Consider the following 21,766-nt stretch of genomic DNA (forward strand, 5'->3'; position numbering starts at 1 on the left):
CACACTCATCGGGTGTCGCCGGATCCCGCGGATTCGAGGGCGGCCCGCCCGGCCTCCAGGCGGGCGACCGGGATGCGGAAGGGCGAGCAGGAGACGTAGTCGAGCCCCACCTCGTGGCAGAAGTGCACCGAGTCGGGGTCGCCGCCGTGCTCGCCGCAGATGCCGAGCTTGAGGTCGGGCCGCGCCTTGCGGCCTTCTTCCGCGGCGATGCGGACCAGGCGGCCGACGCCGTCGCGGTCGAGGGTCTCGAACGGGGAGACGCCGAAGATGCCGAGTTCGAGGTAGCGCGAGAAGAACGAGGCCTCGACGTCGTCGCGGGAGAAGCCCCAGGTCATCTGGGTCAGGTCGTTGGTGCCGAAGGAGAAGAACTCCGCCGCCTCGGCGATCTGGCCGGCGGTCAGGGCGGCGCGCGGCACCTCGATCATGGTGCCGATGAGCGCCTCGACGCCGGCGTCGGCCAGGATCGCGGCGGCCTCCTCGCGGACCGCCTCCAGCTCCTGCACCGCGCCGACCAGCGGGATCATGATCTCCGCCTGGGCGCCCTCGACCTGACGGGCGGCCTCGGCGATGGCCCGGACCTGCATGGCGAACAGGCCGGGGATGACCAGGCCGAGCCGTACCCCGCGCAGGCCGAGCATCGGGTTCTGCTCGTGCAGGCGGCGGACGGCCTCCAGCAGCTTGTGGTCCTTGTCGGTGGCCTCGCCCTTGGCGACCTTGACCGACAGCTCGACGAGGTCGGGCAGGAACTCGTGCAGGGGCGGGTCGATGAGCCGGATCGTCACCGGCAGTCCCGCCATAGACTGAAAAATCCCGATGAAGTCGGTGCGCTGGAGCGGTTCCAGCGCGTCCAGCGCGGCCTTGCGCTCCTCGGGCGAGGCGGCCAGGACGAGGTCCTCGACGAGCTGCCGCCGCTCCCCCAGGAACATGTGCTCGGTACGGCAGAGCCCGATCCCCTGCGCCCCGAAGCGGCGCGCCCGCGCGGCGTCCTCCTCGGTGTCGGCGTTGGCCCGCACCCCGAGCCGGCGTACCGAGTCGGCGTGCGCCATGATCCGGTGCACCGCCTGGACCAGCTCGTCGGACTCGTCGGCGGCCCCCTCGAAGTACTCGACCACGACCGAGTCCTGGACGGGCACCTCGCCGAGGAAGACCTCGCCGGTGCTGCCGTCGATGGAGATCACGTCGCCCTCGGTGACCTCGACGCCGCCGGGCGCGGTGAAGCGCTTGCCGGAGATCGAGACCTCCAGCTCCTCGGCCCCGCAGACGCAGGTCTTGCCCATGCCGCGGGCGACGACGGCGGCGTGCGAGGTCTTGCCGCCGCGGCTGGTGAGGATGCCGCGGGCGGCGATCATGCCGGCCAGGTCGTCCGGGGTGGTCTCGCGCCGGACCAGGATGACGTCCTCGCCCGCGGCGGCCAGCTCGGCGGCGCGCTCGGAGGAGAAGACGGCCTTGCCGACCGCCGCGCCCGGCGAGGCGTTCATGCCCTTGGTGAGCAGCGTGCGCTCGGCGTCGGTGGAGAAGCGCGGGAACATCAGCTTGGCGAGCTGGTCGCCGGTGACCCGCAGCAGCGCCTCGTCCAGGTCGATCAGGCCCTGGTCGACGAGCTGGGTGGCGATGCGGAAGGCCGCGGCGGCGGTGCGCTTGCCGACGCGGGTCTGCAGCATCCAGAGCTTGCCGCGCTCGACGGTGAACTCGATGTCGCACAGGTCGCGGTAGTGGTTCTCCAGCGTGGCCATGATGGCCATGAGCTCGTCGTAGGCGCCCTTGTTGAGCTGCTCCAGGTCCTGGAGCGGGATGGTGTTGCGGATGCCCGCCACGACGTCCTCGCCCTGCGCGTTGGACAGGTAGTCGCCGTAGACGCCCTGGCGGCCGGAGGCGGGGTCGCGGGTGAAGGCGACGCCGGTGCCGGAGTCGTCGCCGCAGTTGCCGAAGACCATCGAGCAGACGTTGACCGCGGTGCCGAGGTCGGCCGGGATGCGCTCCTGGCGGCGGTAGAGCACGGCGCGCTCGGAGTTCCAGGAGTCGAAGACGGCCATGATGGCCAGGCGCATCTGCTCGCGCGGGTCGGCGGGGAAGTCGTGGCCGGTCTCCTCGCGGACGATCTCCTTGTAGGTGCCGACCAGCTCGCGCAGCTCGGCGGTGCTCAGCTCGGTGTCCTGGCGCTTGCCCTTGAGCTCGTCGAGGGCGTGCTCGAAGCGGTCGCCATCGATGCCGAGCACGGTCTTGCCGAACATCTGGATGAGGCGGCGGTAGGAGTCCCAGGCGAAGCGCTCGTTGCCGCCGGCCTGCTTGGCCAGGCCGTGCACGGACTCGTCGTTGAGCCCGATGTTCAGCACGGTGTCCATCATCCCTGGCATCGAGAACTTGGCCCCCGAGCGCACGCTGACCAGCAGCGGGTCGTCGGCCTGACCCAGCCGCTTGCCCATGGTGGTCTCCAGCGCGGCCAGGTGCGTGCCGATCTCCTCGTCGAGCCCGCCGGGGACCTCGCCCTCGGCGAGGTAGTGACGGCAGGCCTCGGTGGTGATGGTGAAGCCCGGAGGGACGGGCAGACCGAGGTTCGTCATCTCGGCAAGGTTGGCGCCCTTTCCGCCGAGGAGGTCCTTGAGGTCCTTGTTGCCCTCGGTGAAGTCGTAAACGTACTTGGCCACGAGCGCTCCTTCTGGGATTTCCACGACTCTGCCCGGACTCTACCTATGGAAAAGACGAAGAAACTGCACCCCCCTGTTAACTTCCCGTTTTCCCAGCTCAACACCTCCCATGAGGTCTAATCCACTGTAAATCCCGCTTGGCGGTAATTGGTTTATACCAATTGGTGTAAACCAATTCTTGAGAAACCGGGGCCGCCGGTGCAGAATCAGGAAGACCCCTCACGGGAGGCGCAATGGTCACCCCCACGAAGCCACCCACCCGGCGAGAGCGCCTGGCCGCCGGTTCCACGCGGGCCGCCGCGGGCACGGCGGGCTACCTCGACGACCGCCTCGGCCTGGGCCGGTGGCTGCGCCCCAACCTGCGCAAGCTCTTCCCCAGCCACTGGTCGTTCCTGCTGGGCGAGTTCGCCCTCTACGCCTTCGTCTTCCTGGTGCTGACCGGCACGTTCCTGACGTTCTTCTACCAGGCCACCCCCGAGGCCGCCTTCGCCTCCGTCACCGAGCTCAGCCTGGAGGTGCGCGGCGGGCTGCTGATGCGCCAGCTCCACTACTGGTCGGCGACGGTCTTCGTGCTCTCGATCGTGCTGCACCTGCTGCGGGTCTTCTTCACCGGCGCCTTCCGCAAGCCGCGCGAGCTCACCTGGATGCTCGGCGTGACGCTCTTCGCGCTGGTGCTATTCGAGTCCTTCCTGGGCTTCTCGCTCCCGGCCGACCAGGTCGGCTTCACCGGGCTGCGCCAGGCCGACGGCCTGCTGCTGTCGATCCCGCTGATCGGCACCTACCTGTCCGCCTTCGCCTTCGGCGGCGGCTTCCCCGGCGACGCGATCGGCCGGCTGTTCGTCGCGCACGTGCTGCTGGTGCCCGGCATCCTGCTGGCGATCGTGCCGCTGCACGCGCTGGTGCTGACCTGGCGGCAGAAGCACACCGAGCGGCGGGCGCGCGACTCCGACGAGCGCCGCGTGTCCGGCGGGCCGTTCTTCCCCTACTTCGCGCTCAAGCAGGGCATCACCTCGCTCGGCACCTTCGCGGTGATCAGCGCGCTGGCCACCTTCGTGCTGGTCAACCCGGTCTGGCAGGCGGGGCCGTACCAGCCGGGCGCGGTCCCGCCGATGGCCCAGCCGTTCTGGTACTCAGGCGTCCTCGACGGCCTGCTGCGCCTGATGCCGGCCTGGGATCTCGGCCCGGTCAACCTCGGCCTGCTCGTGCCGCTGCTGGTGCTGGGCGGCTTCTTCACGTTGCTGCTGCTCTATCCCTACCTCGAACGGCGGCTGACGGGAGACCGGCGCGTGCACCACCTCAACGACCGTCCCTCGCAGGCGCCCGTGCGCACCGCAGTCGGCGTCGCGGTGATGACCTTCTTCACCGTCGTCTGGGCCGCGACCTGGTTCTCGGCCCCCGCCAAGGGCTACAGCCCGCTGCTGACCGTCTCGCCGGAGACCCTGACCGTCGTGACGTACGGCTTACGCGTCGCGGTCTTCGTCCTTCCGGCCCTGGCCTTCGCGATCACTCTCGCCATCTGCCGCAGGAGGGGTAGGGCATGACCTGGACACCACCGGAGGACCACGGCCAGTTCCGCTGGGGGTACGACACCCCGCCGGGCCCGCCGCCCCACGCCCGCTCGCGGGCCCTGCCCGTCGCGGCCTCGCTCGTGCTCGCCCTCGCGGTGAGCGGCATGGGCGCCGTGGGGTTACGCGTGGCCGGGATGGACACCGGCGAGCCGCCTCCAGAGACCGGCTACCTCGTCGAGGCCCCGGTCCCCGATCCGGTACGGCTCGCCGACCTGGAGACCGGGATGTGCGTCAACGGCGTGTTCGAGACCGCTCAGGCCAAGTACCTGTTCGCGGTGCCGTGCCAGGACTTCCACGACGGCGAGGTGCTGGCCGTCTTCTCCGCCCCCGACGGCCGCTGGCCGGGCAAGCTGGTCCTGAAGAAGCTGGCCGACACCGAGTGCGCCGAGCGGACCGGCGTGCGGATCAAGGTCGGCACCGACTCCGGCGACCCGCTGCGCCAGCTCACCCTCATCCCGAGCCTGCAGGGCTGGCGCGACGACCAGAAGATCGCCTGCCTGGCCGTACATCGGGACGAGGGGCAGCCGCAGCTCCTGTCGCCGGTGCGGGGCGGCTACTGATCGCCGAGCGCCAGCTTGATCCCGAAGGCGGCGACGACGGTGCCGGTGAGCCGGTCGAGCACGCGCCGGGCGCGCGGCCTGGCGAGCTGCGCGCGGAGCGCCCGCGCCAGCACGACCAGCACGCTCGACCAGACCAGGCCGAGGAGCACGTGCGTCCCGGCCAGCGCCACGCCCAGCAGCAGGGGTTGCGCGCCGGCCGGGATGAAGTTCGGCAGGACGGCGACGTAGAACGCGCCGACCTTCGGGTTGAGCAGGTTGGTGAGCGCGCCCTGCCGGAAGCCTGCGGCGAGCGAGTCGGCGCCGGCGACCACGACCTCCCCCGCGTCGGCCGCCTCTGCCGTACGCCTGCGGAGCGTGTCGACGATCATGCGGGCGCCCATCCACACCAGGTAGGCGGCGCCCGCCCAGCGCAGCACGTCGTAGGCGAGCTGCGAGGCGGTGAGCAGGGCGGTCACCCCGGCCGCGGTGAGGATGCCCCACACCATCGTGCCGGCCTGGATGCCGAGGACCACGCCGACGGCCTTGCGGCGGTGACCCAGGGCGGAGGTGCGGAGGATGAGCGCGGTGTCGAGACCGGGCGTGAGGGTGAGCAGCCCCACCATCACCGCGAACGTCGCCAAAGCGGTGGTAATCGTCACGTCCCGCCACTCTAGCCGCTCGCCCCGAGCGCGGTCAGTTCGAGGTCGCGCTCACCCAGAGGGTCCACCCCTGGCGGCACGGGTTGAGCCGCAGGTCGTCGCAGCCCATGACGGTGAAGCTGACCTTCACCCCGGCCGCCGCCGGATAGACCACGAACTTGCCGTGCGAACTCGGCTGGTTGTCCACGTTGCCGGTGCGGTTGAGGCTGCCGTCGCTGGTCCGGACGGAGATCTTCCAGTAGTCGTAGGTGAACGGCGTGCTCGGACCCCAGCGGAAGACGACCGCGCGCCGCCCGTTCACCTTGGCCGCGTAGGCGGCGACGATCATCCGGCCGCCCTGGTCTGGGGACCAGGCGATCTGGCCGTCCTCGAAATTCTGCCGGCGGCCGTTGCGGTTGGGGATGCTGTACTCGACCCCGGTCGGGCAGTCGATGATGCTGTCCTCCCCGCCCAGCGAGCGCCAGTAGTCGCCGATCAGCCCGTACGGCTGGATCGAGCAGGCCGAGGTCGCGGCGGAGGCGGCGGGAGCGGTGATCATTCCGGCGACCGACGCGACGGCCGCCGTGCCCATGGCGAGTGCTCTTCTCATGCCCACCACGCTCGCCCGCGCGCGCCGTCGTGACATGAGTAGGGGGTGCTCAAAAAACGCCGACGGCCCCCGCCGGGACGACGGGGGCCGTACCAAGAGCGCGATCAGTCGTTGAGGTTCTGCCGGAGGTAGGCGTCGACCTGGTCGAGCGCGATGCGCTGCTGCGCCATCGAGTCACGCTCGCGGATGGTCACCGCGTGGTCCTCCAGGGTGTCGAAGTCGACGGTGATGCAGAACGGCGTGCCGATCTCGTCCTGGCGGCGGTAGCGGCGGCCGATCGCGCCGGCGTCGTCGAACTCGACGTTCCAGCGGCGGCGGAGCTGCGCGGCCAGGTCGCGGGCCTTGGGCGACAGGTCGGCGTTGCGGCTGAGCGGCAGCACCGCGACCTTGACCGGCGCGAGCCGGTGGTCGAGGCGCAGCACCGTGCGCTTCTCCAGCACGCCCTTGGCGTTGGGCGCCTCGTCCTCGGTGTAGGCGTCGAGCAGGAAGGTCAGCGTCGCGCGGTCGACACCGGCCGCGGGCTCGATGACGTAGGGCACGTAGCGCTCGCCCGAGTCCTGCTCGAAGAAGGACAGGTCGGTGCCGGAGGCCTTGCCGTGCGCGGTCAGGTCGAAGTCGGTGCGGTTGGCGATGCCCTCGAGCTCACCCCACTCGCTGCCGGTGAAGTTGAAGCGGTACTCGATGTCGACGGTGCGCTTCGAGTAGTGCGACAGCTTGTCCTTCGGGTGCTCGTACAGGCGCAGGTTGTCCTTGTTGATGCCCAGGTCGGAGTACCAGCGGAAGCGCTCGTCGATCCAGTACTGGTGCCACTCCTCGTCGCTGCCGGGCTTGACGAAGAACTCCATCTCCATCTGCTCGAACTCGCGGGTGCGGAAGATGAAGTTGCCCGGCGTGATCTCGTTGCGGAACGACTTGCCGATCTGGCCGATGCCGAACGGGATCTTCTTGCGCGCCGACTGCTGCACGTTGAGGTAGTTGATGAAGATGCCCTGCGCGGTCTCGGGCCGCAGGTAGGCCAGGCCCGACTCGTCCTCGATCGGGCCGAGGTAGGTCTTGAGCAGGCCGCTGAACTGCCGGGGCGCGGTGAAGCCGCCCTTGTTGCCGCAGTTGGGGCAGGTGATGTCGGCCAGGCCCTGCTCCGGCGCGCGGCCGTGCTTCTCCTCGTAGGCCTCGACGAGGTGGTCGGCGCGGAAGCGCTTGTGGCACGACTGGCACTCGGTCAGCGGGTCGGTGAAGGTCTCGACGTGGCCGCTGGCCTGCCACACCTCACGCGCCAGGATGACGCAGGAGTCGAGGCCGACCACGTCGTCGCGGCCCTGCACCATCGAGCGCCACCACTCGCGCTTGACGTTGTTCTTCAGCTCGACTCCGAGAGGACCGTAGTCCCACGACGCCCGCAGGCCTCCGTAGATCTCGCTCGACGGGTAGACGAGCCCGCGGCGCTTGGCGAGGCTGACGATGGTGTCCAGGATGTCGGTCCGGCGTGCCATGGTGATGAGTCTCTTTCCGGCTGGAGGTCGGCGAGGTGGATCGGATGAACCTCAAGCTTAGGGGACGTCATGGCGGCCCCGTGCGGGACTAAACGTCTTGTCCGGTTACGTAGACGTCCTCGTAGGCGCTGGGCTCGTTGAGCATCAGGATCATCAGCGGATACATCGCCATCCTGGCGGCCGAGAGGGCGCGGCGGTAGAAGCCCGCGCCCTCCCACTCGCTCACCAGGGCCCAGAGGTTGGGCTCGTCCACCGAGCGCGCCAGCCGCCCGCGGAGGTGGCCCGGCTGGGCGGCCAGCGTGTCGAGGATGTTCTGGGCCTGCTTGACGAAGTCCTGGGACTGCGCTTCGGGAACGGTGTAGCGAATGACGGCGAGCACCCGTCCAGAATGTCAGACGATCTCCCCCAGGCGGGCGATCGCGCCGGACTCGGCCGCGTGGATCGCCGCCAGCCTGGCGCCCAGCTCGGCCAGGTCCACCCCGGCGGGCTCGCGGTCGGCCGCCGCGCGCAGCTCCCACAGCTCCGCGGCCTCGGCCTCGCCCGCCTCGCCTTCCGAGGCCACCGACTCGCGGACCGCCGCGGTCAGCTCGCGGATGCGGCCGAACCGCTCGGCGGGCAGGGCCGCCTCGGCCAGGTCGTGCCAGAGGCCGTGCACCCGCCGGAACTCGGCCGCCGCCTCGCCCAGCCGGGGTTCGCCGAGGAGCGGCGCGGCCAGGTCCAGGCCGTCGGCGAACAGGTCGCGCAGGTTGCCGCCGTCCAGGCCGACCGGCTCCACGCCCTCCCACACCGACAGCAGCGCCCCGGCCAGGCCCCGGCCGTTCTCGAAGACCCGCGGCCAGCCCTTGGCCGCGCGGGCGTCGGTGAGGGTGCGGCTCCACTTGCGCCAGGCGGGCAGCGCGAAGGAGTCGGAGCCGCCGGAGAGCTGGGTCACGCAGGCGCGCAGTCCCTCGCGTACCGCAGGCGCCAGCCGGGCCCCGCCGTCCGGCACCTGCCCCAGCACGAACAGGCAGTTGCGGTAGGACGGGACCCGGCCCCGGGCCGCGGCCAGGCGGTCCGCCGGCACCAGCACGGGCGCGGTGCCGCGGTCGTCGAGCTTGACCATGCCACCCTTGGCCACGTCTCCGGCCGTGCCGTACGCGATGACGGGGTGGCCGCCGTGCCCGTCCAGGAACTCCGGCAGCCTCCAGTAGCCCGCGCCGTAGCGGTCGGGCAGCACGACGCACGGCCGGCCCGCGGCCAGCTCGGCGGCGAGCCGGGCCGCCGCGCCCTTCGCGCCTGAGGTCTCGTGGTGGTCGAAGGGCACGCCGAGCCGCTCCAGCGTGCCGGTCATCCAGCGGTCGTGGTACTGCCACAGGTGGCTGAAGCCGAGGGTGAGGTGGACCGCCTCGTGCCGCTTGAACTCCCACAGGATGTAGCCGGCCCCGATGCCGCCGCCGGCCAGGAAGACCAGCGGTTCGGGCAGGCCGGTGAGCGCGGAGACGACCGCGCTGCGGGGGTCGCGGCCGCCGTGGAAGACCCAGTCGCCGTCGCGTGGTGGTTCGGCGGGGCCCACCAGGTGGCGGCGCGCGGCGGTGTAGCTCTCGCCGGTCTTGGCCATGCGGGCGCGGATGCGCGCCTTGAGCTGCTTCTTGCCGGTCATGCCCGATCCTGTCAGCGGCGTCGCCAAGGGCGCGGTCCACGCCCGCGGGCCCCGGCCGCCGCACGGTGGTCAGGCCTGACGGACTGAGCTGCTCCCGAGGCGCTTGCGTCCCCTTTGCCCCCGTGCTGCCGCGGCCGGCGTGGACGGCCACCGTGGAGGTTCGGCGCGGGAATCGCCGTGCGCCCATCATAGCCACGGGCAGTCGCTCGCCCCAGAGGTCGGCAAAGCGCGGGCGGCGGTTGGCCGGAGGGCTCTTCAGGAACGGGGTGCGGCGCTAGGCTCGGGCTCGTGGCCTCACACAACGACCGCCGCGGGCGACCGCAGGCCCGTCCCAAGCGGCCCCTGCCGCAGGGCGAGCAGTTCTTCACGCCCGGCGCGACCGGCCTGCGCAAGCGGGTGGAGGAGCGCAGCGGCCCTCCGATGACCTTCCTGTTCGTCTACGTGCCCCGCTGGGTGGTCCCGGTGGTGATGGTCGGGCTGCTGCTGGCGGGCTTCGCCGTGCAGAGCTGGCTGGGCGGGCTGGCCGTACTGCCGGTGATCGTCTTCGTCGGCTGGCTGGCCTACCTGTCGTGGCCGTCGCTCAAACCCGGCGGGAAGCTGCTGCGGGTGGCGATGCTGACCTTCCTGGCGCTCCTGGTGGCGTCCAGGTTCGGAGCCTTCTGAAGCGACCGGCCCCCAGGGCTCCGGGTTCGGGGCGTCTGCACCGATTTTGACAACCGTTTTCATTTTGCCGCATACTGGTCGGCATGATGTCAGGAAAAATCCGTTCACGTGCCTCCGCTTTGCTCGCGGGAACGGCCCTGCTCGCCGCGGCCGCCTGCGGCGCGGGCAACGCCCAGACGAGCAAGGGCCAGGACGGCACGCAGGAAGTGGTCGCCGCCTTCTATCCCCTGCAGTGGGTGACCGAGCGGGTCGGCGGCACTGACATCCGGGTCACCGGCCTGACCGCCCCCGGCGTGGAGCCGCACGACCTCGAGCTCTCCCCGCAGCAGGTCGCCCAGCTCGGCGGCGCGTCGCTGTCGGTCTACATCAAGGGCGTGCAGCCCGCCGTGGACGAGGCCGTCGAGCAGCACGCCGCCGACCGCAGCTTCGACGCCGCGACCGCCGTCAAGACGCTGGCCGCCCAGGAGCACACCGAAGAGCACGCGGGAGAGCACGCCGAGGAGCACGCCGGCGAGCACTCCGAGGAGCCCGGCCACGACCACGAGGTCTCCTACGACCCGCACCTGTGGCTCGACCCCAGCCGCCTGGCCACCGTCGCCACCGCGCTCGGCGAGCGCCTGGCCAAGGCCGATCCCGCGCACGCCGAGGGCTACCGGCAGCGGGCCGCCACCACCGCGGGCGAGCTCACCGCCCTCGACGGCGAGCTGGCCAAGGGCCTGGCCACCTGCTCCTCCAAGACGCTGGTCACCAGCCACGAGGCCTTCGGCTACCTGGCCGACCGCTACCACCTCAAGCAGGTCGGCATCGTGCTCGACCCGGAGAGCGAGCCCTCTCCCACGCGCATCGCAGAGGTGGCGAAGCTCGCCAAGCAGGAGAAGGTGACTACCATTTTCACCGAGGCCCTCGTCAGCCCGAAGGTCGCCGAGGTCCTCGCCGGCGAGGTGGGGGCCAAGACCGCGGTGCTCGACCCCCTGGAGAGCCAGCCGTCCGGCGGTGATTACCTGTCGGCCATGCGCACCAACCTCCAGACCCTGCGCACCGCTCTGGGATGCTCTTGAACCAGCCAGTCTTCGCGATGACCGGCGGCCAGGTGACACTTGACCGCCGGCCCGTGCTTCGCGGCGTCGACCTGACCGTCTGCCCGGGCGAGGTGGTGGCCGTCCTCGGCGCCAACGGCTCCGGCAAGTCCACCCTGGTCCGGGCGCTGCTCGGCCTCATGCCGCTGTCCGGCGGCAGCACGCTGCTGTACGGCACGCCGCCCGCGCGCTTCCGCGACTGGCAGCGCGTCGGCTACGTGCCCCAGCGGCTGCAGGTGGGCGGCGGCGTGCCCGCGACCGTGCGGGAGGTGGTCGCCTCCGGGCGCATCGCCCGCCAGCGCCGCTTCCGCTTCACCGACGCCGCCGACCGGGCCGCGGTCGAGCGCGCCCTGGAGGCGGTGGGCCTGAGCGACCGCGCCGGCGACCGCGCCCAGGAGTTGTCCGGCGGCCAGCAGCAGCGGGTGCTCATCGCCCGCGCGCTGGCCGGCGACCCCGACACCTACGTGATGGACGAGCCGACGGCCGGCGTCGACGCGGAGAGCCAGCGCCTGCTGGCCGACACGCTGGCCGCCCTGGTAGAGGGCGGCAAGACCATCGTGCTCGTCGCGCACGAGCTCGGCCCGCTGGAGCCGCTGATCACCCGGGGCGTCGTGGTGCGCGACGGCGTGATCGCGCACGACGGCCGACCGCCCGCGCCGGAGGGCGACTGCGCCCGGCCCGGCCACGAGCACCTCCACCCGCACTCCGGCCGCCCCGAGGAGTCGGGCCCGCTGGAGAGCTGGCAGGTCAAGCCGTGAACCCGACCTCCGTCCAGCCCCGCGCCCTGGTGGTGAACCCGTGATCGAGCTGCTCCAGCTCCCCTTCTTCCAGCAGGCGCTGATCGCCGCGCTGCTGGTGGGCCTGTGCGCCCCGGCGGTGGGCACCTTCATCGTCCAGCGCCGCCTGGCCCTGCTCGGCGACGGCATCGGCCACGTGGCGCTGACCGGCGTGGCGCTCGGCTTCCTGACCGGCACCGCGCCCGTGCTGACCGCGATCATCGTCTCGGTCGCCGGCGCGGTCGCCATCGAGCTGGTGCGCGCCCGTGGCCGCACCACCGGCGACGTGGCCCTGGCCCTGCTGTTCTACGGCGGCATCGCCGGCGGCGTGCTGCTCATGGCGATCGCGCCCGGCGGCAGCAACGCCAAGCTCAACTCCTACCTGTTCGGCTCCATCGCCACCGTCGCCGCCGAGGACCTGTGGGTCATCGCCGGGCTGGCCGTCGCGGTGATCGGCGTGGTGGCGGTCTTCGGCCGGGAGCTGTTCGTGCTCTGCCAGGACGAGGAGGTGGCCAAGGCCAGCGGGCTGCCGGTGCGGCTGCTGTCCATGATCATCGCGATCACCGCCGCGCTGACCGTGGTCATCGCCATGCGCGTGGTCGGCCTGCTGCTGGTCAGCGCGCTGATGGTGATCCCGGTGGCGACCAGCCAGCAGTTCACCAACGGCTTCCGTGCCACGATGGGACTCGCGATGCTCTTCGGCGTGATCGCGGCCGTGGGCGGCCTGCTGAGCTCTACGCTCTCCCCGAAGGTGCCGCCGGGCGCGGCCATCGTCCTGCTGGCCCTGGCGGGCTTCGTGCTCGCGCTGGGAGTCGGTAGATTCGTACGCCGGAGGAGGGCCTCATGACCAGTCGGCGCGACGCCGTTCACGACACACTTCGCCGGAGCGACGGCTTCCGCAGCGCGCAGGACGTCTACGCGCAACTGCGGTCGGACGGCGCCAAGATCGGCCTGACCACCGTCTACCGGGCGCTGCAGGCGCTGGCCGACGGCGGCCTGATCGACGTGCTGCGCACCGACGACGGCGAGTCGGTCTACCGCGCCTGCGCGACCGACGCGCACCACCACCACCTGGTCTGCCGCCGCTGCGGCCGGACCGTCGAGGTGGCCGGGCCCGCGGTCGAGCGCTGGGCCGAGGCGGTCGGGGCCGAGCACGGCTTCTCCGAGGTCACGCACACCGTCGAGGTCTTCGGCACCTGCGCCGACTGCGCCACGGCCAAGGCCGGCTGAGCGCCGCCTCGCGCAGCGGCCCGGCTGAGGGCGGGCCGGGCGGGGCGCTACGGCGATGTGCACCCAGCGAGGGGCTCTGGGCGTCCGGATGGCGAGATAGTCTTCACGTCAAGACCGGGTGCAGTCAGGAGTCAATATGCCGTTTGGCCATGACATGGTGTATTCGCTCGCCACCGTCGTCGAGCTGATCAACACCTCCCCCGCCACGGGTGACGCGGAGGGGCTGGGCAGCCTCGACGAGCTGCGGGCCTTCGTCGACTCCCGGCAGGTGAGCGGGGTGGCCGAGCTGACCGGCGCCGACCTGGAGGAGCTCCGGCGGCTGCGCGAGGCGTTCCACGCCGTCTTCACCGCGCCCGACCAGGCGGCCGCCGTGCGGCTGCTCAACGGCATGCTGTCCAAGACCCGCATCACCCCGCGGCTGACCGAGCACGACGGGCACCCGCTGCACGTGCACTACTTCGCCCCCGACGCCACGCTGGCCGAGCACGTGGCCGCCGACTGCGGCGTGGCGCTGGCGCACCTGCTGGTCGAGGGCGAGTGGGAGCGGCTGCGCACCTGCGCGGCGCCCGACTGCGACCGGGTCTTCGTGGACGAGTCGCGCAACCGCTCGCGGGTCTACTGCGACAGCCGTACCTGCGGGAACCGGATGCACGTGGCGGCCTACCGGGCCCGCCGGCGCGCCTGAGGAACGATATTCCGCCCCGGTTCGTCCCACTCGCATGGAGATGACCTTCGAGGAGCTCGACGCCCGGCTGCGCGGCACCGGCGAGCTCGTCCGCCGGGCCCGGCACCTGCAGGGACTGAGGGACGGCGCCCGCGCCCAGCTCGCCGAGGTACGGCAGGCCCTCGCCACGCTGGTCGGGCAGCTCGAGGACGAGGAGCGCGACGTGACCCGGCTGGAGGGCGGCTTCTTCGGCTTCGTCGCCGGCCTCACCGGCTCCCGGGAGGAGCGGCTGGCCCGTGAACGGGCCGAGGCCGAGGCGGTGCGCCAGCGGGTGGCCGGCAACCGCGCCCGCGTCGAGCAGCTCCAGGCCGACCTCGCGGCCCACGAGCGGGAGCTGGCGGAGCTGGCCCAGGCGGTCGAGGAGTACCCGCGCCTGCTGGCGGCGATGGAACGGGAACTGCTGGAGCGCGCCGACCCGCGCGCGACCGAGCTGGTCGAGCTGGCCCGCCACCTCACCGACGTGGACGCGGCGATCTCCGAGCACGATCACGTGCGGATGTCCGGCGGCGAGGCGCTCGACGCGCTCGGCCAGGTGCTGGAGCGGCTGGGCGCGGCGCAGCGGGCCTCGACGTGGGACGTGATGGGCGGCGGCTACATGGCCGACGCGCACGAGCGCCGGCGGCTCCAGGAGGCCGACCGGCTGGCCTGGCAGGCGCAGCGCAAGCTCGACGTCCTGGCCCGCGAGCTGGCCGACGTGGGCCTCGCCGTACAGCCGAGACTGGCCGAGGTGGACACGCGGTGGTTCGCCGACACCTTCTTCGACAACATCGTCACCGACGCGCTCAAGCACCACCGGATCATGGCGACGCGCGACGCGGTGACGGCCATGGAGCAGTGGGTGCGGGCGACCATGGACGCCGCCGCCGCCCGGCGCGCGGAGCTGGCCGCCAACCACCGCGACCTGAGCGCGCGCCGGGAGGCGCTGATCACCGGCTGAGGCCGCTGGTCACCCGTTGAGCGCCGTGCGGGCCTCCTCGGCCACGGTGCGGCGGCCGTCGGCCTCGCCCAGCGACAGGACGTGCTCCAAGGCCAGCCGGTAGGCGTGGTCGAAGGCCTGCTCCGCCGGCAGCGGCACGTCGGGCAGCACGCCGGTGCCCTCCCAGTTGGTGCCGGTGACCGGGTTGATCGCCCGGCCGCTGGGCACCGCCGAGCGCAGGTGCGCGGCGATGCGGTAGCGGGTGCCGGGGTGGGCGCCGCCGCGGGTGGTCTCCCCGATGATCGTCGCCCGGCCCCTGGACTGCAGGTTGTAGCTGAACTCCTCGGCGCCGGAGAAGGTGGTGGCGCTGGTCAGCACGTAGACCGGCTTGGCCTGGCCGTACCGGCCGCCCGGCACGTACGGCAGGGTCCAGAACTGCTCGGTGACGTCGCGGTCGCGCCAGTAGAGCGAGTTGAGGTGGGTGGGCTCGTCGAACAGGTAGCTGCACAGCAGCGCGACCAGGTCGGGCGAGCCGCCGCCGTTGCGCCGCAGGTCGACGATGAGCGCGTCGGTGGTGCCGAGCAGCGTCATCGCCGCGGCGGCCCGCTCCCCCGCCAGCTCGGCGGCGTAGAAGCTGGTCAGCTCCAGCACGCCGACGTTGCCCGCCAGCCGCTCCACCCGGGCGAAGCCGTAGGAGGTCAGCTCGGCCTGGCGGCGGTAGGAGACGAGGTCGAAGGCGTCGTGCTCGGGGACCTCCTCGACGCTGTGCAGCAGCCGCAGGTGCTTGTCGCCGTTGACCTTCTGCAGGTCCTCGGTGACCGCGGCGGCGAACTCCTCGTCACCCGCGAGATCGCGGTAGCGGCCCTCGGCGGCCCGGCCGCGCAGCACCGCGGTGATCTCCCTGGCCACGTCGGGGAAGACGTAGTACTGCTCCACCTGGGCGCACAGCAGGTCGATCTGCTCGTCGCGGCTCGTCATCGTGGTACCACCTCGTTGGGGACGGCTCCGCCGTACCGGCGGTCGCGCTTGGCGAATGTCTCGCAAGCCTCCCAGAGGTCACGCCGGTCGAAATCAGGCCACAGGCGGTTGAGAAACACCATTTCCGCATAGGCGGACTGCCACAGCAGGAAGTTGGAGAAGCGCTGCTCGCCGGAACTGCGGACGAACAGGTCCACTTCCGGGATGTCGGGCTCGTCGAGGTAGCGGGCGAAGAGCTTCTCGTCCACCTTGCCGGGCTTGACCCGGCCGGCGGCGATGTCGTGCGCGAGCTTGACCGCGGCGTCGACGATCTCGGCCCGGCCGCCGTAGTTGACGCAGAACTGCAGGGTCAGCTTGCGGTTGCGCGCGGTCATCTCCTGCGCGCTCTCCAGCTCGGAGATGACGCTCTTCCACAGCCGGCCCGGCTTGCCCGCCCAGCGCACCCGCACGCCCATGGCGTGGAGCTCGTCGCGGCGGCGGCGGATGACGTCGCGGTTGAAGCCCATCAGGAAGCGGACCTCGTCGGGCGAGCGCTTCCAGTTCTCCGTGGAGAAGGCGTAGGCGCTGAGGTACGGGATGCCGAGCTCCAGGGCTCCTTCGATGACGTCGAAGAGCGACGCCTCGCCCGCCTTGTGCCCCTCGGTGCGCGGCAGCCCGCGTTGCTTGGCCCAGCGGCCGTTGCCGTCCATGACGATCGCCACGTGCCGCGGCACCAGGTCGCGCGGGATGGGCGGCGGGGTCGCGCCGGAGGGGTGGGGGGACGGGGGACGCACGTTCACGCGATGGGCTCCCTTTCTACGTGTCGGAGAGAGCGTATGCCGTGTTCGAGGTGCCATTGCAGGTACGCGGCGACCAGGCCGCTGCACTCGCTGCGATGGCGCTTGTCGGAGGCGTCGGCGGCGGGCCAGTCGCCCTTCAGCAGCGCCGACATCAGCAGCAGCGTCTCCCCCGCCGGTACGGCGGCGCCGGCCGGCCGGCACTGCCCGCACACCGCGCCGCCGGCGACGATGGCGAAGGCGCGCACGCCGGGCGCCTGGCAGCGGGCGCACTGGACGAGTGCGGGCGCGTAGCCGGCGATGGCCAGGGAGCGCAGGAAGAAGGCGTCGAGCACCAGACGCGGCTCGTGACTGCCGTCGGCGAGGGTGCGCAGCCCGCCGACGAGAAGCAGGAACTGCTTGAGCGCCGGCTCCTTCTCGCCGATGGTGAGCCGGTCGGCGGTCTCCAGCATCGCGTGGCCGGCGGTGTAGCGCGGGTAGTCGTGGGCCAGCGCCTCGCCGTAGGGGCGCAGGGTCTCGGCCTGGGTGATGACGTCGAGCGTGCGGCCGGTGTGCAGCTGCAGGTCGACGTGGGTGAAGGGCTCCAGGCGCGCGCCGAAGCGCGAGGTCGTGCGCCGCACGCCCTTCGCCACGCCCCGGATCTTGCCGGTGCGTTTGGTGAGGATTGTGATGATGCGATCGGCTTCGCCGAGTTTGGTGGTGCGAAGCACAACGCCTTCGTCACGATACAGACTCACCTGGGGAGTCTATGCAATCCTCCGGCCCCAAACCTCGGCTGCACGGGCTTTACTCAAGGCTCACTAGACTTTGACGTCTGCCCGTCCTCCACCACCCCCCGTCGAGAGGGAGATATGACCAAGGTTGTGTTGCTGGGCTCCTCGCCCGGCCACGACACCGCTCCGACCGGCCTGCGCCTGGCCGCGCTGCCCGGCAGCCCCACCGTCGGCGACCGCCTGCGCAGCCAGCTCCTCTCCCTGGATCCGCAGCTCGCCACCGTGGCCCATGCCGATGTCGCGACGATGTTGCGCGCCCTCGCCGACGCCGCGGACGCCGCCACGGGCGACAGCCTGCTGATCCTGCCGGACAACTCCGTCGTGCACGACGAGCTGATCTACCAGATCACCAAGGCCAAGCGCGGCGCGCTGGCCCTCGTCGCCAAGGAGCCCCGACCGGAGAGCAACGGCGAGGAGCCCGAAGAGGTTATCCCTGTCGACGAGTCCGAGCCCGAGATCGGAAGCCGCTCGCTGGAGGGCCTCATGGTCCGCGCCCGCGCCGGCAAGTCGCGAATCGTCTCGGTCGGCACCGCCCACCACGCGGTGACCCGTCCCAACACGGTGCTGCTCGGACCGCTCCACCTCAAGGCGCAGCACCTCCCGCTGCTGGCCGAGACCTGCCGCGAGCTGGCCGAGCTGGCCCACCTGTTCGGGCCGGAGGACGACCTGGTCCAGCTCGTCGCCTTCGGCCTGGTGCGCAAGGGCGTCTCGCTCGGCATCCGCGGCCGCCGCGACCTGTTCTTCCGCCGGGTCACCACCCAGCCGGAGGCCAACGAGGCCGGCGCCGAGATCGCCGGCATGGACGAGGACCGCGCCCGGCTCGACAACGCGGTCAAGGGCGCCGACGGCTTCTTCACCACCTACTTCGTCAGCACCTACTCGCGCTTCATCGCCCGCTGGGCGGCCCGGCGCGGGCTGACGCCCAACCAGGTCACCCTCATCTCCATCGCGCTCGGCGTGGCCGCCGCCGCCTGCTTCGCCACCGGCCAGCGGCTCGGCATGGTCGCCGGCGGCGTCCTGATCTACTTCGCCTTCGTCTTCGACTGCGTCGACGGCCAGGTCGCCCGCTACGCCCGCAAGTTCGGCGTGCTCGGCGCGTGGCTGGACGCGACCTTCGACCGGTTCAAGGAGTACGTGGTCTTCGCCGGCCTGGCGATCGGCTACGTCGCCATCGGGCACGGCGACGAGATCTGGGTGCTGGCCATGGCCGCGATCGGCCTGCAGTCGGTGCGCCACCTGCTCGACTTCTCCTACGGCGCGGCCAGCCGGCGCAAGCCGCCCCGGCAGTTGCCCACCCTGGAGCTGACCGCCCCCGACGACCGCCAGCTCCGCAAGCAGCTCGAGGAGCGCCGGGTCGAGCGCAGCGGCGGCATCCGCGGCCTGCTCAAGATGTGGACCAAGGCGGGGCGCAACCGCGCCGTGCACTGGACGCGCAAGATGCTGGTCTTCCCGATCGGCGAGCGGTTCGCGGCCATCGCGATCACCGCCGCCCTCTTCGACGCCCGGATCACCTTCCTCACGTTGCTGATCTGGGGCACCGTCGCCGCCTGCTACTCCCTCTCCGGTCGTCTCCTGAGGTCGCTCGCATCATGATCACTCAGCCGCAGGCCCTGTCCACCGGCGCCCCCGACCCCGACGAGGAGCGCCGCCGGATCCAGACCGCCCGCCTGCACGCCTACCGCGACGACGGTCCCCTCGTCCACGCCGTGGCGCCCCGCCTCGGCTTCTCCCTGCCCCCGGTGCCCACGCTCCTGGTCGCCGTCGTGGCGGTCGTCGCGCTGGCCGCCGCGGGGCTGCTCACCTCCGGCTTCTGGCTGCTGGTGCCGGCGCTGGTCATGCTCGTGCTGGTGCTGCCCACCGCCGCGCACAACCACCTGGGCCGCTTCGACTGGCTCACCCCGCCGCTGGTGCGAGGGCTGGAGTTCCTGGTCATCGTGCTGGTCGGCCTGGCCGCCGACGCGCCCAAGTGGCTGCTGTTCGTGCTGCTGTACGTCGTGGGCTACCACACCTACGACACCGTCTACCGGACGCGGCAGAGCATCTGGCCGCCCGCCTGGGTGTTCCAGGCCGGGCTCGGCTGGGAGCTGCGCCTGCTGATCATCGGCATCGGCGCGGCGACCGGGCAGCTCACCTGGGTCCTGGCGGTGCTGACCGCCTACCTGCTGGTGCTCTTCTCGGTGGAGAGCGTCACCTCCTGGGTCCGGCTCGACAAGGCCTCCGCCCAGGCGGGCGCCGACGCCGAGCAGGATCTCGAGGCCTCCCCCGAGGACGCCCAGGAGGCCGCCACCGGCGAGGCCGACAAGGGCTGATCCGCATGCCGTACCCGGGACTGCCCGCTGACAGCCACGTGCACAGCCAGTGGTCCTGGGACGCGCTGGCCGGCTCGATGGAAGCCACCTGCGAGCGGGCGGTCCGGCTCGGACTGCCCGCTCTCGCGTTCACCGAGCACGCCGACTTCACGCCCTGGGTGCTCGGCCCCGGCGAGCGGCTGCCGGACGCCTGGCTGCCGCTGGTGCGCGAGGGCGTGCTCACCCCGCCCGAGCTCGATCTCGACGGCTACCGGGCCTGCCTGGCCCGCTGCCGGGAGCGGTTCCCCCGGCTGACCATCCTGTCGGGGGTGGAGCTGAGCGAGCCGCACCACCACGCCGGGCGCAGCTCGCGGCTGCTGCGTTCCGGGCGCTTCGAGCGGGTGCTGGCCTCCGTGCACTCCCTGCCCGTCGGCGGCGGGTTCACCGAGGTCTCCGCTCTGTACGGCGAGCGCCCCGCCTCGGCCGTGGTGCGCGACTACCTCGCCGAGACGCTGCGGCTGATCGAGGGTTTCGACGACTTCGAGGTGCTCGCCCACCTCGACTACCCGGCGCGGAGCTGGCCCGGACAGGCGTTCGCGGCGGCGGCGTTCGAGGAGGAGTTCCGCGAGGTGCTGCGCGCGCTGGCCCGGGCGGGCAAGGCCCTGGAGGTCAACACGCGGGTGCCGCTCGGCCCCGGGGTGCTGCGCTGGTGGCGCGAGGAGGGCGGGCGCGCGGTGACCTTCGCCAGCGACGCGCACGAGCCGGAGCGGCTGGCGCACGGCTTCGGGGTGGCGGCGGCCATGGCCGAGTCCGCCGGTTTCCGGCCGGGCGCGCACGCCTGGGACTTCTGGCTCGCCTGACCCGGCGCCGGGAGCCGATAATGCCGGGTATGACCGCGCTACCGGTGATCGACCTCGGCCAGGACTCCCCCACCGTCGCCGAGGAGATCGGCCGGGCCTGCCGCGAGCACGGCTTCTTCTACCTGGCCGGCCACGACGTGCCCGCGGAGCTGACCCGGCGCCTCGACCGGGCCGCGCGGGCCTTCTTCGAGCTGCCCGAGGCGGTCAAGAACGAGATCTCCATGGAGCGCGGCGGCCGGGCCTGGCGCGGCTTCTTCCCGGTCGGCGGCGAGCTGACCTCGGGCGTGCCGGACCTGAAGGAGGGGCTCTACTTCGGCCGCGAGGAGCCGCCGGGACCGGTGCCGCTGCACGGCCCCAACCTCTTCCCCGAGCAGGTGCCCGAGCTGCGCGAGGCGGTGCTGGAGTACCTCGACGTCATGACCGCCACCGGCCACCGGGTGATGCACGCCGTCGCCGAGAGCCTGGGCCTGGACGGCGGCTACTTCCGTGACACCTACACCGCCGACCCGACGGTGCTGTTCCGCATCTTCCACTACCCGCCCAGCGAGCCGGACGCCGACGGCTGGGGCGTGGGCGAGCACACCGACTACGGCCTGCTGACGCTGCTGCTCCAGGACGGCAACGCGGGCCTCCAGGTGCACACCCGCGACGGCTGGATCGACGCGCCGCCGATCGAGGGCACCTTCGTCTGCAACCTCGGCGACATGCTCGACAAGCTCACCGGCGGGCTGTACCGCTCGACGCCGCACCGGGTGCGGAACCTGACCGGCAACGAGCGGCTGAGCTTCCCGTTCTTCTTCGACCCCGGCTGGGACCGCGAGGTGCCGCCGCTGCCGTACACGCCGGGCGGCCGGGCCCGCTGGGACGGGCAGGACCTGCGCGCCTTCACCGGCACCTACGGCGAGTACCTGCTGGGCAAGGTGGCGAAGGTCTTCCCCCAGCTCCGCGCCGACGTGCTCGGATAGCGCGAAGAGGCGGTATACAGGACTTTCGTGGAACTGGACCGGCTTGACCGTGACATCATCGGCGCGCTCGTGGAAGACGCTCGGGCGACTTATGCCGAAATAGGCCTTCATGTCGGCCTTTCCGCGTCGGCGGTGAAGCGGCGCGTCGACCGGCTGCGCGAACTGGGCGCGATCACCGGGTTCAGCGCCCGCGTCGCGCCCCAGGCGCTCGGCTGGACCACCGAGGCCTACGTCGAGCTGTTCTGCGCGGGCAAGACCAAGCCGTCCGACATCGCGCTCGCGGTGACGCGCTATCCCGAGGTGGTCTCGGCGGCCACGATCACCGGCGAGGCCGACGCGTTGCTGCACATCCGGGCGACCGACGTGCGGCACGTGGAGCGGGTGATCGAGCGCATCGCGGCCGAGCCGTTCGTGGTGCGGACCAAGTCCTCGATCGTGCTCTCGCGGCTCGTCGACACCCCGCCGGGCACCGCCGTACCGGAGGCACGCAACGGATCCCCGGTCGGCGGCTGAGACGCGCAACAGACCTGCGGCAACACGCAATGCAGGGTGCTTGGCCTGCATAAACATGCATTCCTAGGCTGTCTCCGTTCCCCCTGAACGAGTGATGGA

The 21,766-nt window shown here is 71.8% G+C and carries 23 protein-coding genes; 14 read left to right on the forward strand and 9 right to left on the reverse strand.

The window, feature by feature from the left end; genetic code table 11:
* Window positions 1-5: 5 nt before the first annotated feature.
* Window positions 6-2,645, reverse strand: coding sequence for a pyruvate, phosphate dikinase (gene ppdK, locus AB0I67_RS23380; RefSeq protein ID WP_357927184.1), 2,640 nt, complete (start codon window positions 2,643-2,645; stop codon window positions 6-8).
* A gap of 233 nt (window positions 2,646-2,878) precedes the next feature.
* On the opposite strand from ppdK, the gene AB0I67_RS23385 reads away from it, so the two are divergent.
* Window positions 2,879-4,186, forward strand: coding sequence for a cytochrome bc complex cytochrome b subunit (locus AB0I67_RS23385; RefSeq protein WP_357927187.1), 1,308 nt, complete (start codon window positions 2,879-2,881; stop codon window positions 4,184-4,186).
* Window positions 4,183-4,773: a hypothetical protein gene (locus AB0I67_RS23390; protein ID WP_357927190.1), complete on the forward strand. Its 591-nt coding sequence runs from the start codon at window positions 4,183-4,185 to the stop codon at window positions 4,771-4,773. The genes AB0I67_RS23385 and AB0I67_RS23390 overlap by 4 nt, the downstream gene beginning before the upstream one ends.
* Here the strand turns inward: AB0I67_RS23390 and AB0I67_RS23395 are convergent.
* The 5 genes from AB0I67_RS23395 to AB0I67_RS23415 form a co-directional block, all read right to left on the reverse strand.
* Entirely contained in the window at window positions 4,767-5,411 is a 645-nt protein-coding gene (locus AB0I67_RS23395) for a LysE family translocator (protein ID WP_357927193.1), read from the reverse strand. The genes AB0I67_RS23390 and AB0I67_RS23395 overlap by 7 nt on opposite strands.
* Window positions 5,412-5,445: 34 nt before the next feature.
* Window positions 5,446-6,000 (reverse strand): hypothetical protein, encoded by a 555-nt coding sequence (locus tag AB0I67_RS23400; protein WP_357927195.1) that lies wholly within the window; start codon window positions 5,998-6,000, stop codon window positions 5,446-5,448.
* A 104-nt stretch (window positions 6,001-6,104) separates the two neighbouring features.
* Entirely contained in the window at window positions 6,105-7,490 is a 1,386-nt protein-coding gene (locus AB0I67_RS23405) for a glycine--tRNA ligase (RefSeq protein ID WP_357927197.1), read from the reverse strand.
* Between the two features lie 88 nt (window positions 7,491-7,578).
* Entirely contained in the window at window positions 7,579-7,869 is a 291-nt protein-coding gene (locus AB0I67_RS23410; RefSeq protein WP_357927200.1) for an antibiotic biosynthesis monooxygenase family protein, read from the reverse strand.
* 12 nt (window positions 7,870-7,881) lie between these two features.
* Window positions 7,882-9,129 (reverse strand): BtrH N-terminal domain-containing protein, encoded by a 1,248-nt coding sequence (locus AB0I67_RS23415; RefSeq protein ID WP_357927203.1) that lies wholly within the window; start codon window positions 9,127-9,129, stop codon window positions 7,882-7,884.
* Between the two features lie 288 nt (window positions 9,130-9,417).
* Here AB0I67_RS23415 and AB0I67_RS23420 point away from each other — a divergent pair, with 288 nt between their 5' ends.
* The 7 genes from AB0I67_RS23420 (at window position 9,418) to AB0I67_RS23450 (ending at window position 14,535) form a co-directional block, all read left to right on the forward strand.
* Window positions 9,418-9,792, forward strand: a complete 375-nt coding sequence (locus AB0I67_RS23420) for a DUF6703 family protein (protein WP_357927205.1) — start codon at window positions 9,418-9,420, stop codon at window positions 9,790-9,792.
* 83 nt (window positions 9,793-9,875) lie between these two features.
* Complete coding sequence (locus AB0I67_RS23425) at window positions 9,876-10,850, forward strand: metal ABC transporter substrate-binding protein (protein WP_357927207.1); 975 nt, start codon at window positions 9,876-9,878, stop codon at window positions 10,848-10,850.
* The gene (locus tag AB0I67_RS23430; protein ID WP_357927209.1) at window positions 10,841-11,626 is read left to right on the forward strand and encodes a metal ABC transporter ATP-binding protein; all 786 of its coding nucleotides are present in this window, start codon (window positions 10,841-10,843) and stop codon (window positions 11,624-11,626) included. Before AB0I67_RS23425 ends, AB0I67_RS23430 begins: the two co-directional genes overlap by 10 nt.
* Window positions 11,627-11,666: 40 nt before the next feature.
* A complete protein-coding gene (locus tag AB0I67_RS23435) occupies window positions 11,667-12,491 on the forward strand; it encodes a metal ABC transporter permease (protein ID WP_357927212.1) in 825 nt (274 codons plus the stop codon).
* A complete protein-coding gene (locus AB0I67_RS23440; RefSeq protein WP_357927214.1) occupies window positions 12,488-12,874 on the forward strand; it encodes a transcriptional repressor in 387 nt (128 codons plus the stop codon). The genes AB0I67_RS23435 and AB0I67_RS23440 overlap by 4 nt, the downstream gene beginning before the upstream one ends.
* Window positions 12,875-13,010: 136 nt before the next feature.
* Window positions 13,011-13,559, forward strand: coding sequence for a CGNR zinc finger domain-containing protein (locus tag AB0I67_RS23445; protein WP_357927216.1), 549 nt, complete (start codon window positions 13,011-13,013; stop codon window positions 13,557-13,559).
* Window positions 13,560-13,593: 34 nt separating this feature from the next.
* On the forward strand, window positions 13,594-14,535 hold the full coding sequence (locus tag AB0I67_RS23450) for a hypothetical protein (protein WP_357927219.1): 942 nt from the start codon (window positions 13,594-13,596) through the stop codon (window positions 14,533-14,535).
* A 9-nt stretch (window positions 14,536-14,544) separates the two neighbouring features.
* On the opposite strand, the gene AB0I67_RS23455 is transcribed toward AB0I67_RS23450, so the two are convergent.
* From AB0I67_RS23455 to recO, 3 genes are read right to left on the reverse strand one after another with little or no spacing between them, the layout of a single operon-like run.
* Complete coding sequence (locus AB0I67_RS23455) at window positions 14,545-15,492, reverse strand: S41 family peptidase (protein ID WP_357927222.1); 948 nt, start codon at window positions 15,490-15,492, stop codon at window positions 14,545-14,547.
* On the reverse strand, window positions 15,489-16,271 hold the full coding sequence (locus tag AB0I67_RS23460) for an isoprenyl transferase (RefSeq protein WP_357927225.1): 783 nt from the start codon (window positions 16,269-16,271) through the stop codon (window positions 15,489-15,491). Before AB0I67_RS23460 ends, AB0I67_RS23455 begins: the two co-directional genes overlap by 4 nt.
* Window positions 16,268-17,005, reverse strand: a complete 738-nt coding sequence (recO, locus tag AB0I67_RS23465) for a DNA repair protein RecO (RefSeq protein WP_357927228.1) — start codon at window positions 17,003-17,005, stop codon at window positions 16,268-16,270. Before recO ends, AB0I67_RS23460 begins: the two co-directional genes overlap by 4 nt.
* A gap of 114 nt (window positions 17,006-17,119) precedes the next feature.
* On the opposite strand from recO, the gene AB0I67_RS23470 reads away from it, so the two are divergent.
* Genes AB0I67_RS23470 through AB0I67_RS23490 form a run of 5 tightly spaced genes read left to right on the forward strand, consistent with a single transcriptional unit; the run spans window position 17,120 to window position 21,667 of the window.
* Window positions 17,120-18,634 (forward strand): CDP-alcohol phosphatidyltransferase family protein, encoded by a 1,515-nt coding sequence (locus tag AB0I67_RS23470; protein ID WP_357927232.1) that lies wholly within the window; start codon window positions 17,120-17,122, stop codon window positions 18,632-18,634.
* Complete coding sequence (locus AB0I67_RS23475; RefSeq protein ID WP_357927236.1) at window positions 18,631-19,350, forward strand: DUF5941 domain-containing protein; 720 nt, start codon at window positions 18,631-18,633, stop codon at window positions 19,348-19,350. Before AB0I67_RS23470 ends, AB0I67_RS23475 begins: the two co-directional genes overlap by 4 nt.
* Window positions 19,351-19,355: 5 nt before the next feature.
* Window positions 19,356-20,189 carry a PHP domain-containing protein gene (locus tag AB0I67_RS23480; RefSeq protein WP_357927239.1) on the forward strand — a complete coding sequence of 278 codons (834 nt, stop codon included), beginning with the start codon at window positions 19,356-19,358 and terminating at the stop codon, window positions 20,187-20,189.
* A gap of 29 nt (window positions 20,190-20,218) precedes the next feature.
* Window positions 20,219-21,154, forward strand: coding sequence for a 2-oxoglutarate and iron-dependent oxygenase domain-containing protein (locus AB0I67_RS23485; protein WP_357927241.1), 936 nt, complete (start codon window positions 20,219-20,221; stop codon window positions 21,152-21,154).
* 27 nt (window positions 21,155-21,181) lie between these two features.
* Window positions 21,182-21,667, forward strand: a complete 486-nt coding sequence (locus AB0I67_RS23490; RefSeq protein ID WP_357927243.1) for an Lrp/AsnC family transcriptional regulator — start codon at window positions 21,182-21,184, stop codon at window positions 21,665-21,667.
* Window positions 21,668-21,766 lie beyond the last annotated feature (99 nt).

The sequence above is a fragment of the Nonomuraea sp. NPDC050310 genome (genome assembly GCF_040655795.1).
Classification (GTDB): Bacteria; Actinomycetota; Actinomycetes; order Streptosporangiales; family Streptosporangiaceae; genus Nonomuraea.